Genomic DNA, 14,195 nt, shown 5'->3' with positions numbered 1-14,195 from the left:
GACACGGCAGCACCATTATGGTGTTTATACCTCCATCACCTGACCCGCTAGGCATCCGGCCAGCGCGCGAGACGGTGGGGAGATCATCATGACCATCCCCAGCTACCATATTGGATCAGCCGTCGCGCAGACGCTGTCCCGGCTTGGCGAATATCGCGCGGCGCAGAACCCGCTGCGCCCCGTCGACCTGATTAACATCGCGGGCCACTGCGCCAGCGAAGCGCACGAGATCCTGCTCACCGACAGCGCGGCGGCCCGCGACCTGCTCATTAATGGTGCCAGCCGCATGCTGGCCGCCGCCGAGCAGCTGGAGCCTGCCGCAGGGCAGGGGTTGGCCGCGACGCCGCACCGCGGGGCGATGGTCGCATGAGCGCCGCCCTCCACCTCGCCGCACAAGCGCTCATCACCCTCGCTGGCCTGTCCGCGCTCGCCCTGATCTTGCGCGAGTTCCAGATCTATGCCGACAAGGCCATCGCCGCGCTGCTCATGGGGGAGGGCGTTCATGTCGATCGGCCCTGATCCCGCATGCTCCGCCGTGTCGCGCATCATCCTGTTCGGCGGATGCATGGGCATGGCCGCCATCCTGCTGTTCAGCTTCAAGTTGCTCGCGATGTTGTGCCGGGCGACCGGCGCGATCACGGGGGCGCAGTGATGCTGGATTATGCCGCCATCGCCATGATGCGCCTCACCCGCATGCGCGCCCTGATGCACAATCCCATCCCGCCTGCCGTGCCGACCCCCTCCGCACGGCAGGCGGCAGCCTCGGACGACCTGACCCTCTCCCCAAGGCCGTCACCTCACCCCAGCAGGTCGGCCGTCGAGGCCGGTCGATCTGCGCATCAATCCGATCCGGGCGACGAATGCACGTGCCCGGTCTGCACAGGCGACTGCGCGGACATCGACCCGTGCCAGCGGGAGAGTGAACAATGACCGATCTGACCAGCAAGCTGCGCGGCGACATGGGCGACTTCCAGACCGCTGTCGGCAAATGGATGGTGGAGGTCTTTGGCGAGGAAATCGCCATGGACCCGCTCGAACGGATCATGCGGTTCCTGGAAGAGGCACTGGAACTTGCCCAAGCTGAAGGCATGACGCCCGCTGAGGTGTCCCGCGTTGTGGATTATGTCTATGGGCGGCCCGTCGGAGAAACATCGCAGGAAGTTGGTGGTGTGATGGTCACCCTGGCCGCGTTCTGCTTCCGCCGTGACGTCGACATGAAGGGTGCATCCCTCACCGAGTTCGATCGCATCGACAGCCCGGAAATGCGCAAGCGTATCTTCGAAAAGCAGGCGTTCAAGCGCGCGCAGGGACTGACCAGCGATGGCGGCTTCCGCAAAGGGGAGGCCGCCTGATGTTCGTCGTCTTCGACCTCGACGGCACGCTTGCCGACTGCGAGCATCGCCTGCACCATATCGCACTGCCGACCAGCGGCGAGGCGGAGTGGCCCGAACAGAACTGGGACGCCTTCCACGCCGAGTGCCACGCGGACACGCCCATCTTTCCCATTCAGGCAACGGCGGCGGCACTGATCGACGCCGGGCATCGTCTGGAGATCTGGACCGGCCGTTCCGACAAGTGCCGTGCCGCGACCGAGCAATGGTTGCGCGATCACGGGCTGGGGGAACTGCCAGTCATTATGCGCGCAGGCGACGATCGCACGGCGGACTATCGCCTCAAGCGATCCTGGATGCTCGAACGCGGCAAACCCGACCTGATCTTTGAGGATCGCGCCAGCGTCGTCGCCATGTGGCGCGCCGAAGGCATCATCTGCGCGCAGGTCGCGCCGGGGGATTTCTGATGAGCCTGCACGCATACCAATCAGGCGACAATTTTCATTTCGCGTTCTGGCTGACATTCAGCAAGGCTGGCGATGTCCGGCTAACTAGGCGCGCGCCCGCGCTCGATCGGGATGAGCGTGCGGTATCCATGACAGCCGTCCTGCCCCTGGCGCTTTGGGCGACGCCGTCGCTATCGGCGCAACTGGTGGTGCAGGCTGACGCGGCGCCGACGATAAACATTGAGATCGCAACAGCCGCACTCCGCAGCGCTCTTGGCATCGATATCGATCTGCGCGTGACGCCGGCGGAAGAGCCGCAATGAGCAAGTTCGGCACCGACACCGACGATTTCGTCCTGACGCCCACCCGCTGGGGGCCGCGCCACGCGGTGAAGAGCGCGTCCGGCATACTCAACCACTGCTCAGGCAATCCGGCCCTGTGCAAGTTCTGCCACGAACATGGCGTGCCGGTGAAAGCGCCTGACCCGATCAACGCAGCCATCAACGCCCTGACCGCCAACTGGCACCTGCGTTGGATCGAAAGCCATCGTCACCCGGCAAGCCTGGCGGAAAACGAGATATGGCCAGCCGACGGCCTGCACATTGTCGCACAGGATGACGAGACAAAGGAGCGCACGGTGGTGGCGAGCTTCGGCGACAATGACGTGGCGTCCACCACGATCAGCGCGCTGGTGCATGTCCATAATGAGATGATCGGGAGGCCGGACTGATGATCGCCGCAACCGTCTGCTCGGGCATCGGCGCACCGGAAGTCGCCATGCCGCACTGGCAATGGACACTCGCCTCCGAGATCGAGGCCGCGCCCCGCGCCATCATGGCGCACCGCCACGGCGCGCAGGACGCCCGCCGCGCCCGCAACGGCGGTGGCCCAGCCCTATGGGGCGACTTCACCGCCATTCGCGTGCGCTTCCTGCGCCGCCTGCGCATCACTCTGCCGCAATGGCTCGTCGCGGGCACCCCATGCCAGTCCTTCTCGGTCGCGGGCCTGCGCGGCGGCATGGCCGATGCACGCGGCAACCTCACGATGGAGTTCCTTCGCCTTGTCCATGCTCTTCGACGCGCCGGATCACTGCGCGGGTTCCTCTGGGAAAACGTCCCCGGCATCCTCTCCCACGCCGACAACCCCTTCGGATGTTTCCTGGCAGGAATTGTCGGGAGCGATACCCCCGTCATTTCGCCACTCAAACGCGGACGGTGGCCTAGTGCGGGCATGGTTGATGGACCCTTCGGAAAGGCCGCGTGGCGCGTTTCGGACGCTCAATATTTCGGCCTGGCCCAGCGACGCGCGCGTGTCATCCTTGTCGCAAGTTTTGTGGACGGGATCGATCCCGCTGCGGTACTTTTTGAGCGCGCTGGCCTGCACGGGAATCATCCGCCGCGCCGGGAACCGGGGCAAGCGGCTCCCACGATCCCTAGCCGCAGCACTGGAGGCGGGGGCCTCGGCACCGACTTCGACTGCGATGGCGGATTGATCGCTGAAACGGCGCCAACTTTGACCGCCTCATTTGGTAGCAAGTTGGGGCTGGATAATCAGCACATTGACAGCGGAGGCGGTATGTTCGTCACCCACAGTCTGCGCGGGGAAGGCTTCGACGTCAGCGAGGACGGCACCGGGCGCGGCACGCCGCTTGTGCCGGTCGCGTTTTCATCGAAGGACTATGGCGCGGATGCCGCCACGGATCTCGCCCCGACGCTGCGTGCGATTGGCCACGCCAAGAGCCATGCGAACGCAGGCGGGCAGATGGCTATCGCCTATACCGTGCATGCGGATGCCGTTGGTCGGACGGGTGAGGCGAAGAGCATGTCGCCCGACGCGGAGGGCCGGATGCGGCTGCGCGATGCTGGCATGGGGATCAGCGAGGAATCGTCATTCAGCCTGACGACGGGCCAGCCGCACGTCGTTGCCTTTGATACGACGCAGGTCACCAGTCCGCAAAATGGCTCTAACCCTCTGCCGGGAGATCCTTGCCACGGGCTCTCGGCCAAGGCTCATCCGCCGGCCATCGCTTCGCCGACAACCGGAGTGCGCCGCCTCATGCCGGTCGAGTGCGAGCGGCTCCAGGGCTTCCCCGACCATTTCACCGCCATCCCCTACCGCACGCGCACCGTCGACGCCGACGAAGCCGAACTGGCGGCGATCGAGGGGCGGGCGGTGTGGAGGGACGGCGACAGGATCGTGACGGACTGCATTGCCGACGGCCCGCGCTACAAGGCGCTGGGCAACTCCATGCCGGTCAACGTCATCCGCCACTATCTCCAGCGCGTGGAAAGGCAGGCTGCATAATGGGCGCTCCGGCACCACAGGTGACGTTCAACACGCCGCCCTTCACTTTCACCCGCGACGAGGCACTGAATTACACCGGCCTTGCCCCGAAGATGTTCGATCGCCTGGAGCATGCCGGATCGATCACGGGCCGGCGCGTGGGGCGCAACGGCTCCGTCGTATATCTGCGTGAGCAGCTGGAGAAGGCCACGGCAAATCTGTTCGGAGGGCCATCGACCGACATTGATAGCGAATTCGAGGGCTTAGGTGGCTAAGATCATCCTGCCGCGCTACCTGCGCGCGAAACGGCTCGCGAAGGGCGGCAAGGCCTATTTCTGGGAACGGCCCAGCTGGGCCAAGCCCCCAGCCGAGAAGTTTGGCCGCGAGTGCCCGGTCGAATCGGAGGCGCTGGGCACGGACCTATCTGCCGCGATCGGCAAGGCTGACATGCTAAATGCTGCGCTGGATGATTGGCGCACGGGTGTGCAGGGCAGGCCAGCCGAGGGCACCGTGTCGGCCCTGTTTGGCTGGTATCGCGGCCATGTCCGGTTTCTGGAAGCCAGCCATCGCACCCGCGAGGACTATCGCGAGATGATGGCGATCGTGGAATCGGTACAGCTGAAGACGACGGTGTTCGGGCAGCGCCGCGCCGTCGAGGTCAATGCCAGCCATGCCGACGCGCTTTACCGACTGCTGATCAAGCAGAAGGGTGAGCGTCAGGGCGCTTATTGCATGCAGGTCTGCCGCCGCGTGTGGAACGAGGCGATTCGCGCGAAGAGGGTGAAAGACCCGAACCCGTTCAGCCGCATGGGCATCAAGATGACGGCCAAGAAGGGCAACCGGGCGAACACGCGGGCGGAATATGATCTGTTCCGGGCCAAGGCGCGCGAGATGGGGCATCAGTCGATGGCTGCCGCTGCAGCGATTTCGTTCGAACTGCTGCGCCGCGTGTCGGACGTGTTCGGCTACATCAACGAGCCGGGCGACGAAGAGCGGGGCTTTTTCTGGGAGGATTACCAGCCGGGCGTGCAGTTCGCCATGCGCCAGGGGAAGACGGGCTACACGCAGATTATCCCCCTGCGCGGCGATCCTGACCCCGATAGCGATGATCCTGATGTCCGGGCGCGGGGTGCGCTGCTCTATCCTGAATTGGAGGCAGAGCTTGCCCGCATGGAGCGGGGGCAGGGGCATATCGTCATCAATGAGCGCACCGGTGAGCGTTTCACCGAGCGCGAGGTCGGGCGGCGCCTGCGGTCGATTCGCGAGGCGGCTGGACTACCCAAGGAATTCACCATGACAGGCTTTCGCCATGGCGGAGCGACCGAGATGGGCGACGCTGGGATCTACGACATCCGGCCGGTTTCAGGACATCGAACGTTGCAACAGACGGCGACATACAACAAGGCGACGCAGGAGAAGGCGCGGAGCGCTGGGACGGCAAGGCAGCGGCATATCGCCGAGCGAGCGCGGAAGGAAGTGGATCGATGAGCGACATAGAGAAGGTTGTGAAGTTCTCCGACTGCGGCCTGTTCCGGTATTCACTGTCTCGCAAGTGGCAAAGCAGCGCGCACTCGCTGCCGATAATCATGCTCAACCCATCCGTCGCCGATGACGTCATCGATGACCCTACCATCAAGCGCTGCAAGGCTTTCGCGCGCCGCGACGGATTCGGCGGTATTATAGTTATGAACCTTTTTGCCTTTCGCGCGACAAAGCCGGAGATAATGCTGTCTGCCGCTGACCCGATTGGACCGGAGAATGACGGGTATATCGACTACATTATGGCCAAAGCGAAAGAGGACGGCTTGCCAGTCTTGGCAGCGTGGGGAGCTCATGGAGCACACCGCGGTCGGGGCGCTGCGATTGTTGGAAAGGCCGATTCGCTCGGTGTAGATCTTAGGTGCCTCGGAACGACACAAGGCGGTTACCCAAGGCACCCATTGTACGTGAAGAGCGATCAGCCGCTCGTCTCATTATGCTGACTTGTCGGAATAATGTCGGAATGGCTTGTCGGAACGACGAAACCCGGCCACGCCGAAGCGCGCCGGAAAAGCGTGTTATTTCAGTATGGTGCGGACGGCGGGACTTGAACCCGCATTTCCAGGGGAAGGCGGATTTTAAGTCCGCTGCGTCTACCGATTTCGCCACGTCCGCACATGACCGCAGATCATGTTTCCCTGACGGCTGGCGCGCAGCGGGTCAAGCCCGCGATCAGTTTTCGCCCTTCACATTCAACCGTTCGCGCATTTCCTTGCCCGGCTTGAAATAGGGGACGCGCTTGGCGCTGACCGGCACCTGTTCGCCGGTGCGGGGATTGCGGCCGGTGCGGGCGTCACGGGCGCGCGTTGTGAACGCGCCGAAGCCGCGCAGTTCGACCCGGCCACCTGATGCCAGCCGGTCAACGATTTCCCGAAAAAACAGATCGACGATGCGCTCCACCTCCGGGAGGTTCAGTCCCGGATTTTCGTCGGCCATTTTCTGGATCAGTTCCGAACGGATCATCGGTTCTTCGCCCCTCAACCGTGCCTGTTACCTGCATAGAGATTTCGCAAGGCGTTGACAATGAGGGAGCAACGAAGATCGTTTCGATATGGGAATAAAAACAAAGGCCCGCCGAACCATCTGGTCCGGCGGGCCTCCGCGTTGCGATAAGGTCGAAGGGTTTAGCCTTCGGTCTTGGCCTTGAGCGCTTCGCCCAGAATGTCGCCCAGCGACGCGCCGCTGTCGGACGAGCCATATTGTGCCACGGCCTGCTTCTCTTCGGCGATCTGCATCGCCTTGATCGAGAAGGTGGGCTTCTTGGCACGATCGAAGCCAGTGATCATGGCATCGAACTTCTGGCCGGTCTGGAAACGCTCCGAACGCTGCTCGTCACGATCGCGACCCAGGTCGCTGCGCTTGATGAAGCCGGTCGCGCCATCGTCGCCAGCCTGGACTTCCAGACCGCCGTCGCGCACTTCAAGGACGGTCACGGTAACGATCGCGTTCTTGTTCAGGCCAGCAGCAGCAGCCGTGGTGCCGCCAGCGGCAGGACCGCCACGCTCAAGCTGCTTCATGCCAAGGCTGATGCGTTCCTTTTCGACGTCGATGTCGAGAACGACGGCCGAAACGGCCTCACCCTTGCGATGCAGCGCCAGCGCGTCTTCGCCCGAAATGCCCCACGCGATGTCGGACATGTGGACCATGCCGTCGACATCGCCGTCCAGGCCGATGAACAGGCCGAACTCGGTCGCATTCTTGACTTCGCCTTCGACGGTCGAACCGATCGGGTGACGCTCGGCAAAGCTGTCCCATGGGTTCGACTGTGCCTGCTTGAGGCCCAGCGAGATGCGGCGCTTTTCGGGATCGACTTCGAGGACCAGAACTTCGACTTCCTGGCTGGTCGAAACGATCTTGCCGGGATGGACGTTCTTCTTGGTCCAGGACATTTCGCTGACGTGGACCAGACCTTCGATGCCCGGCTCCAGCTCGACGAACGCACCATATTCGGTGATGTTCGTGACGCGGCCCGACAGCTTGGCACCGATCGGGTACTTGGCGCTCGCGCCTTCCCACGGATCGCTTTCCAGCTGCTTCATGCCGAGCGAGATGCGCTGGGTGTCGCGGTTGATGCGGATGATCTGCACGCGAACGGTGTCGCCGATGTTGATCATCTCATTAGGGTGGTTGATGCGCTTGTACGACAGGTCGGTGACATGCAGCAGGCCATCGATGCCGCCCAGATCAACGAACGCACCATAATCGGTGATGTTCTTGACCACGCCTTCGATGATCTGACCTTCGGCCAGCGTCTGGATGAGGCCGCTGCGCTGTTCGGCGCGGGTTTCTTCCAATATGGCGCGACGCGACACGACGATGTTGCCGCGACGGCGATCCATTTTCAGGATCTGGAAAGGCTGCGGAATGTCCATCAGCGGGGTGACGTCGCGCACGGGGCGAATGTCGACTTGGCTGCCGGGCAGAAACGCCACGGCGCCGTCCAGATCGACGGTGAAGCCGCCCTTGACGCGACCGAAGATGACGCCTTCGACGCGCGCGCTTTCGGTGAATTCGGCTTCCAGCTTGTCCCATGCGGCTTCGCGGCGCGCGCGGTCACGCGACAGCATGGCTTCGCCATGGGCGTTTTCGACCCGATCGACATAGACTTCGACTTCGTCGCCGACCTTGATGTCAGCCTTCTGGCCCGGCATCGCGAATTCGCGCAGCGGCACGCGGCCTTCGGACTTCAGACCTACGTCGATGACGGCCAGGTCGTTTTCGATGGCGGTAACGGTGCCCTTGACGACGCGGCCTTCGAAGCCGCCGTCCTCACCACCGAGAGAATCATTGAGAAGCGCGGCGAAATCGTCGCGCGTGGGGAATGCCGTAGAGGCCATGTGTAGTCCTTCACTCATCATTGCTGGCCAACCGGTTGGATCCGATGGTCTTTGGCCAAAGCATGCACAGAACCGAATATTCTGAACATATCCCGCACGTTAGAGGCTTGGGAACGCGCTGCTTTGAAAAGCGAAAAGGGCGCATGGCATAAGCCAAGCGCCTTGACGGGTCAGCTTCTGGAGCGACCTTCAAGCTGGGCGTCCACAAGCGCAACAGCCTGCCGGACGGCCGCTTCTATAGTCAAATCGCTGGTATCTAGCAAGTCCGCGCCATCCGCCTGTTTCAGCGGCGCATGGTCGCGGCTCATGTCGCGGGTATCGCGCGCCTGAATGTCGGCGATCAGCGTGTCCATGTCCGGGTTCGCGCCATGGGACAGGGCGTCGGCAAAGCGGCGCTCGGCCCGCACATGCACGCTGGCGGTGACGAAAATCTTGGCGTCGGCATCCGGGGCGATCACCGTCCCGATGTCCCGCCCGTCGAGGATCGCGCCCCCCGGCTGCGTCGCAAAATCGCGCTGCCGGGCGACGAGCGCATCGCGCACGCACTGATGCACGGACACGCGCGACGCGAGGCTGCCGACCGCCTCGCTACGCAACGCCGGATCGTCCAGGATCGTGTCGTCAAAACCACAGGCCGCCAGCGCATCGTCCTGATGATCGGGGTCGCCGCCTTGCTTCAATACGCTCAGGCCCACCGCGCGATACAGCAGGCCCGTGTCCAGCACGGGCAGGCCGTAATGACGACCCAGCGCCTTGGCTATGGTGCCCTTGCCCGATGCGGCAGGACCATCGACGGCGATAATCATGCGGATTTTGTCCTCAACGCCTTGATAAGGCCCAGCAGGGCGATGATCGTCCACACGATCTCCAGCGTCATCGACGCCAGATTGAAATGCACGGTCAGCGACCAGATAAGCAACAGTGATCCGACCAGATTGAGCAGGTTGAACAGGACGAAGTTCATCGTCTTGACCACATTGCTATATCCATAGGCGGCCACCATCATCGCGCTGCCAGCCATGCCGACGATATTGGCCAGATCCCATTCCATCGTGCCGGCACTCATACCATCGCCCCGATCGTCGTCAGCAGCGCGGTAAAGGTCGGAAAGCTGGTCGCGACCGGGCGCATATCGTCAATGGTGACGCCGCCCGTGGATACCAGCCCCGCCACGGCAAAGCTCATCGCGATCCGATGGTCCAGTTTGGTGGCGATCGGCCCGCCGCCCGTCAATGGCGCGCCGCCGCTGCCTTCGATGATGATGCCGTCGTCCAGTTCCTCGACGCTCACGCCGATCGCGCGCAGCCCAGCGGCCATCGCGGCGATCCGGTCCGATTCCTTGACCCGCAATTCCTCCAGCCCGCGAAACACGCTGCGCCCCTGCGCGAGTGCGGCGGCAATGAAGGCGATCGGATATTCGTCGATCATGCTGGGCGCGCGGGCCGGGTCAGGCTCGACCCCGTGCAGCGAAGACGCCGTGACGATCAGGTCGCCCACCGGCTCCCCGCCGACTTCGCGCGCGTTGACGATGGCGATGTCGCCGCCCATCTCGCGCAGCAGGTCGATCAACCCGGCGCGCGTCGCGTTCAGCCCGACATTGTCGATCCTCACCTGCGATCCCGGCACCAGCAAGGCCGCGACCATCGGGAAGGCGGCGGAGGACGGATCGCCCGGCACCACGATCTGCTGCGGCTGCAATTCCGCTTCGCCGACCAGCGTGATGATGCGCGTGCCGTCGGCTTGCGTTTCGACGCTCAAATCCGCGCCAAACCCTTTCAGCATCCGTTCGCTATGGTCGCGGGTGGGAACAGGCTCCACGATGCGCGTAATGCCCGGCGTATTAAGTCCCGCCAGCAGGATCGCCGATTTCACCTGCGCCGACGCGACGGGCAGGCGATAGTCCAGCGGCACCGCCGGACAAGCGCCCCGCATGGTCAGCGGCAGGCGATTGCCGGGGCTGGTCGTGAAACTCGCGCCCATCTGCGCCAGCGGTTCGGTGACGCGCGCCATCGGCCGCTTGCTCAGGGATGCGTCGCCGACGAACGTCACCGTCAGATCCTGACTGGCCAGCAATCCCATCAGCAGGCGCGTCGATGTTCCGCTATTGCCCATGTCCAGCGCGATGTCCGGTTGCAGCAGTCCGCCGACGCCAACACCATGAATATGCCATATGCCGTCCGCATCGCGCACGATGTCTGCGCCCATCGCCCGCATCGCCGCCGCCGTGGCTAGCACGTCTTCGCCTTCCAGCAGCCCTTCGACCCGGCTTTCGCCCACGGCCAGCGCCGACAGCATCAGCGAGCGGTGCGAAATGCTCTTGTCGCCCGGCACGGTCACCTTCCCCGACAGCGCCGACGCGGCGGAAAAGGTCATGGGGCGGGGCAGGTCGGCAGAAACGGTCACGATCGGTCCAGTCTGGTCTGGCGGGAAAATTTGCGCCCGGCTTTTGACAGCGCGCTTGGCCTATGGCAAGGCACCCGCCGTATCGCGGGCAACCTGTGTTGCGCCGCGTGATTTCTGTTTGAGCATCTAAGAAGGAACAGGCCGGACCATGGTGAAGGCTGAATGGGGCATGAAACGGACCTGCCCAAAATGCGCAACGCGCTTCTACGATCTGGGTAAGGACGATCCAGTAACCTGCATCAACTGCGGCGCTGCCTGGGAACCCGAACCGGTTCTCAAGTCCAAGCAGCCGCTTCCTTATGAAGAAGCGCCCAAGAAGGTCATCGAAACCGCCGATGGTGAGGCTGAGACCGTCGATGACGATCTGGACCTCGATCTCGACGTGGACGAGGATGATGATTCGCCGGACAATGACGTCGATCTGGGCGGCGACGACGACCTTGGTGTCGAAGCGCCGGGCAATGACGACGCCGACGACACTTAAAATATTTTATTGTTGCAAAGGGGGTTGCTGCCACTTAATGGCAGCGCCTCCGAAACGCCGACCCAAACGGCGTTTCATCTATGGAATGGGGCCTTAGCTCAGCTGGGAGAGCGCCTGCATGGCATGCAGGAGGTCAGCGGTTCGATCCCGCTAGGCTCCACCAGTTTTGCCGATCAAGAAGTCGTCCGGGGGACGGCTTCCGGCAAAACTCCCGAGCGCAAGCGAGGGGTGTCAAGAGGTCGCAAACGACTTCAAATGACACGCCCTGCACAGCGCAAAGACACGGCGCACGTCGCCGCACAGGATGGGGCCTTAGCTCAGCTGGGAGAGCGCCTGCATGGCATGCAGGAGGTCAGCGGTTCGATCCCGCTAGGCTCCACCAAATTTTCCGATTTTCTCCTATTTTTCCTACATCGCCAAGTCATTGAAATATCATGACAATGGCATAGGAAAAGCGCGCCATTTCCGCAAAACCTGTGGTGCTCACTCGCTAAATCGCATGGGCCTCAGGCGGGCTGGACGAAGCTGTCCATCACCCGCTTGCGACCTGCTGTCTCGAAATCAATCTCCAGCTTGTTGCCCTCGATCTCCGCGACAATTCCATAACCGAACTTCTGGTGGAATATCCGCAATCCCACCTGCATATCGCTCCGACCCTTGTTGCCGATCGCCACCGCCGAAGCCCGCGCTTCCACGATCCGTACCGGCTCGCGACTGAATTGCCCGGACGTCTGCGCCCGCTGCCAGCCGGGACCACGCCCGCTGCCCCGCGCCACATTGGCGAAAGGATCGTCCCGCTCCGACCAGTTGGCCCGCCACAGCGACGCCCCGCCAGTCATGCTGCTTTCCTCCTCGACATGCTCGGGTGGCAATTCGCCGACGAATCGGGAGGGGATGGAACTGGTCCACTGGCCATAGATGCGCCGATTGGCAGCGTGCAGGATCGTGCATTTCTTCCGCGCCCGCGTGATGGCGACATAGGCCAGTCGCCGCTCTTCCTCCAGACTGTTGAGGCCACCTTCGTCCAGCGCCCGCTGTGACGGGAAGATGCCTTCCTCCCACCCCACCAGAAACGTCGTGTCGAACTCCAGCCCCTTGGCGGCATGGATCGTCATGATCGTGACCTTGCGCTCTTCCTGCTGCGCCTCATTGTCCATGACCAGACTGACATGCTCCAGGAACGCGCCCAGCGTCTCATATTCCTCCATCGCGCGGGCCAGTTCGGACAGATTCTCCAGCCGCCCCGCGCTCTCGGTCGTCCGCTCTGCTTGCAGGCTGGCTGTATAGCCGCTCTCGTCCAATATCAGCCGCGCCAGTTCGGCATGGGGCAATGACGTCGCCCGATCGCGCCACCGCGCCAGATCGCCGATGAAGTTGCCCAGCGACCGCCGCGCCTGCGGCGTCAGCTCGTCGGTGTCGAGAATGCGAGCAGCCGCCAGCGCCAGCGGAATCCCCTCCGCCCGCGCGAGTCGATGCAGCTTCTCCACCGCCTTGTCGCCCAAACCGCGTTTGGGGACATTGACGATCCGCTCGAACGCCAGATCGTCGGCAGGCTGGTTGACCAGCCGCAGATAGGCCAGCGCATCGCGAATTTCCGCGCGCTCATAAAAGCGAAAGCCGCCGACGATGCGGTAGGGCATGCCGATCTGGATGAAGCGATCCTCGAACTCGCGCGTCTGATGCTGGGCGCGGACCAGAATCGCGGCCTCGTCCAGCGATCCGCCATTGCGCTGATACGCCTCGATCTCCTCACCGACCCGCCGGGCCTCCTCCGGCCCGTCCCAGATGCCGACGACCTTCACCTTTTCGCCCACGTCGATATCGGTCCACAGCGTCTTGCCCAGACGATTGCCATTTTCCGCGATCACCCCGGATGCCGCGCCCAATATGTGCGGGGTCGAACGATAATTCTGTTCCAGCCGGATGATCTTCGCGCCGGGGAAATCCTTTTCGAAGCGCAGGATATTGGCGACCTCCGCTCCGCGCCATGAATAGATGGACTGATCGTCATCCCCCACGCAGCAGAGATTCTTGCGCGTCTGCGCCAACAGCCTCAGCCACAGATATTGGCTGGAGTTGGTGTCCTGATATTCGTCCACCAATATATAGCGAAACCGCTGCTGATAGCTCTCCAGCACGTCGCGATGCTTTTTGAGGATCGTGAGAACATGCAGCAGCAGGTCGCCGAAGTCACAGGCATTTACCGCCCGCAAACGCGCCTGATAGGCGGCGTACAGCTTCTGTCCCTTGCCATTGGCATAGCCTTCGCTTTCACCGGCGCCGACGTCCTCGGGGGTCCACCCCTTATTCTTCCACTGATCGATCAGTCCGCCCAGTTGCCGCGCCGGCCAGCGCTTTTCGTCGATGCCCTCAGCCTGAATCAACTGCTTCATCAGCCGCAACTGGTCGTCTGTATCCAGAATCGTGAAATTGGATTGCAGCCCGACCAGTTCGGCGTGGCGCCGCAACATCTTGGCCGCGATGGCGTGAAAAGTGCCGAGCCATGGCATCCCTTCGACCGCCGGGCCAATCATCTTGCCCACCCGCTCGCGCATTTCGCGGGCGGCCTTGTTGGTGAAAGTCACCGACAGGATTTCAGACGGATAGGCCCGCCGGGTCGCGACCAGATGCGCCAGCCGCGCCGTCAACGCCGCCGTCTTACCCGTACCCGCGCCAGCCAGCACCAGCACCGGTCCCTCCGTCGTCAGCACGGCTTCCCGTTGCGGGGCATTCAGCCCCCGCAGATAAGGTGGATCGTCGGGGGAAGGCACGGGAAGGGTCATGTTGGACAACTAGGCATGGGGAAAGGCGGGAACAAGGGCCGGGCGATCGGCAGGCCTTGCGGTGATCGGTCATCTATGAGAACAAATGG

19 protein-coding genes and 3 tRNA genes are annotated in these 14,195 nt (G+C 63.1%); 15 read left to right on the top strand and 7 right to left on the bottom strand.

The annotated features are described in order from the left end of the window. Nucleotides 1-88: 88 nt before the first annotated feature. The 12 genes from WA070_RS08705 to WA070_RS08650 are packed head-to-tail and all read left to right on the top strand — an operon-like array spanning nucleotide 89 to nucleotide 6,042. Nucleotides 89-370, top strand: coding sequence for a hypothetical protein (locus WA070_RS08705; RefSeq protein WP_422633692.1), 282 nt, complete (start codon nucleotides 89-91; stop codon nucleotides 368-370). Continuing rightward, nucleotides 367-519, top strand: coding sequence for a hypothetical protein (locus WA070_RS08700; protein WP_422633691.1), 153 nt, complete (start codon nucleotides 367-369; stop codon nucleotides 517-519). The genes WA070_RS08705 and WA070_RS08700 overlap by 4 nt, the downstream gene beginning before the upstream one ends. Continuing rightward, nucleotides 503-652, top strand: a complete 150-nt coding sequence (locus tag WA070_RS08695; protein WP_422633690.1) for a hypothetical protein — start codon at nucleotides 503-505, stop codon at nucleotides 650-652. Before WA070_RS08700 ends, WA070_RS08695 begins: the two co-directional genes overlap by 17 nt. After that, entirely contained in the window at nucleotides 652-930 is a 279-nt protein-coding gene (locus WA070_RS08690; protein ID WP_422633689.1) for a hypothetical protein, read from the top strand. Before WA070_RS08695 ends, WA070_RS08690 begins: the two co-directional genes overlap by 1 nt. Then, nucleotides 927-1,352: a hypothetical protein gene (locus WA070_RS08685; RefSeq protein WP_422633688.1), complete on the top strand. Its 426-nt coding sequence runs from the start codon at nucleotides 927-929 to the stop codon at nucleotides 1,350-1,352. The genes WA070_RS08690 and WA070_RS08685 overlap by 4 nt, the downstream gene beginning before the upstream one ends. Continuing rightward, nucleotides 1,352-1,798: a hypothetical protein gene (locus WA070_RS08680; protein ID WP_422633687.1), complete on the top strand. Its 447-nt coding sequence runs from the start codon at nucleotides 1,352-1,354 to the stop codon at nucleotides 1,796-1,798. Before WA070_RS08685 ends, WA070_RS08680 begins: the two co-directional genes overlap by 1 nt. Then, complete coding sequence (locus WA070_RS08675; RefSeq protein WP_422633686.1) at nucleotides 1,798-2,100, top strand: hypothetical protein; 303 nt, start codon at nucleotides 1,798-1,800, stop codon at nucleotides 2,098-2,100. The genes WA070_RS08680 and WA070_RS08675 overlap by 1 nt, the downstream gene beginning before the upstream one ends. Further along, entirely contained in the window at nucleotides 2,097-2,507 is a 411-nt protein-coding gene (locus tag WA070_RS08670) for a hypothetical protein (RefSeq protein ID WP_422633685.1), read from the top strand. The genes WA070_RS08675 and WA070_RS08670 overlap by 4 nt, the downstream gene beginning before the upstream one ends. After that, entirely contained in the window at nucleotides 2,507-4,081 is a 1,575-nt protein-coding gene (locus tag WA070_RS08665; protein ID WP_422633684.1) for a DNA cytosine methyltransferase, read from the top strand. The genes WA070_RS08670 and WA070_RS08665 overlap by 1 nt, the downstream gene beginning before the upstream one ends. After that, complete coding sequence (locus WA070_RS08660; RefSeq protein WP_422633683.1) at nucleotides 4,081-4,335, top strand: hypothetical protein; 255 nt, start codon at nucleotides 4,081-4,083, stop codon at nucleotides 4,333-4,335. Before WA070_RS08665 ends, WA070_RS08660 begins: the two co-directional genes overlap by 1 nt. Then, nucleotides 4,328-5,548 (top strand): tyrosine-type recombinase/integrase, encoded by a 1,221-nt coding sequence (locus tag WA070_RS08655; protein ID WP_422633682.1) that lies wholly within the window; start codon nucleotides 4,328-4,330, stop codon nucleotides 5,546-5,548. The genes WA070_RS08660 and WA070_RS08655 overlap by 8 nt, the downstream gene beginning before the upstream one ends. Continuing rightward, entirely contained in the window at nucleotides 5,545-6,042 is a 498-nt protein-coding gene (locus WA070_RS08650) for a DUF1643 domain-containing protein (RefSeq protein ID WP_422633681.1), read from the top strand. The genes WA070_RS08655 and WA070_RS08650 overlap by 4 nt, the downstream gene beginning before the upstream one ends. Nucleotides 6,043-6,128: 86 nt before the next feature. Here the strand turns inward: WA070_RS08650 and WA070_RS08645 are convergent. The 6 genes from WA070_RS08645 to aroA form a co-directional block, all read right to left on the bottom strand. Next, nucleotides 6,129-6,214 (bottom strand) — tRNA-Leu (locus tag WA070_RS08645). A 57-nt stretch (nucleotides 6,215-6,271) separates the two neighbouring features. Beyond that, the gene (locus tag WA070_RS08640; protein ID WP_422633680.1) at nucleotides 6,272-6,562 is read right to left on the bottom strand and encodes an integration host factor subunit beta; all 291 of its coding nucleotides are present in this window, start codon (nucleotides 6,560-6,562) and stop codon (nucleotides 6,272-6,274) included. A 161-nt stretch (nucleotides 6,563-6,723) separates the two neighbouring features. Further along, nucleotides 6,724-8,436, bottom strand: coding sequence for a 30S ribosomal protein S1 (gene rpsA / locus WA070_RS08635; protein ID WP_422633679.1), 1,713 nt, complete (start codon nucleotides 8,434-8,436; stop codon nucleotides 6,724-6,726). A 170-nt stretch (nucleotides 8,437-8,606) separates the two neighbouring features. Next, nucleotides 8,607-9,242: a (d)CMP kinase gene (gene cmk, locus WA070_RS08630; RefSeq protein ID WP_422633678.1), complete on the bottom strand. Its 636-nt coding sequence runs from the start codon at nucleotides 9,240-9,242 to the stop codon at nucleotides 8,607-8,609. Then, a complete protein-coding gene (locus WA070_RS08625) occupies nucleotides 9,239-9,487 on the bottom strand; it encodes a CBU_0592 family membrane protein (protein WP_422633754.1) in 249 nt (82 codons plus the stop codon). The genes cmk and WA070_RS08625 overlap by 4 nt, the downstream gene beginning before the upstream one ends. Before the next feature lie 11 nt (nucleotides 9,488-9,498). Continuing rightward, complete coding sequence (gene aroA / locus WA070_RS08620) at nucleotides 9,499-10,809, bottom strand: 3-phosphoshikimate 1-carboxyvinyltransferase (protein ID WP_422633753.1); 1,311 nt, start codon at nucleotides 10,807-10,809, stop codon at nucleotides 9,499-9,501. Between the two features lie 178 nt (nucleotides 10,810-10,987). Between aroA and WA070_RS08615 the strand changes: the two genes are divergently transcribed. The 3 genes from WA070_RS08615 to WA070_RS08605 all read left to right on the top strand — a co-directional run bounded on the left by WA070_RS08615 (nucleotide 10,988) and on the right by WA070_RS08605 (nucleotide 11,705). Then, nucleotides 10,988-11,323, top strand: coding sequence for an FYDLN acid domain-containing protein (locus tag WA070_RS08615; protein ID WP_422633677.1), 336 nt, complete (start codon nucleotides 10,988-10,990; stop codon nucleotides 11,321-11,323). Between the two features lie 87 nt (nucleotides 11,324-11,410). After that, a tRNA-Ala gene (locus WA070_RS08610) sits at nucleotides 11,411-11,486 on the top strand. A gap of 143 nt (nucleotides 11,487-11,629) precedes the next feature. After that, nucleotides 11,630-11,705: transfer RNA gene (locus tag WA070_RS08605), tRNA-Ala, on the top strand. A 124-nt stretch (nucleotides 11,706-11,829) separates the two neighbouring features. Here WA070_RS08605 and WA070_RS08600 read toward each other — a convergent pair. Beyond that, nucleotides 11,830-14,106 (bottom strand): ATP-dependent helicase, encoded by a 2,277-nt coding sequence (locus WA070_RS08600; RefSeq protein ID WP_422633676.1) that lies wholly within the window; start codon nucleotides 14,104-14,106, stop codon nucleotides 11,830-11,832. Nucleotides 14,107-14,195 lie beyond the last annotated feature (89 nt).

The organism is Sphingobium sp. (assembly GCF_049304695.1).
Classification (GTDB): Bacteria; Pseudomonadota; Alphaproteobacteria; order Sphingomonadales; family Sphingomonadaceae; genus Sphingobium.
Note: the sequence above shows the minus strand (reverse complement) of the source record. Positions and strands in the feature narration are given on the sequence as shown.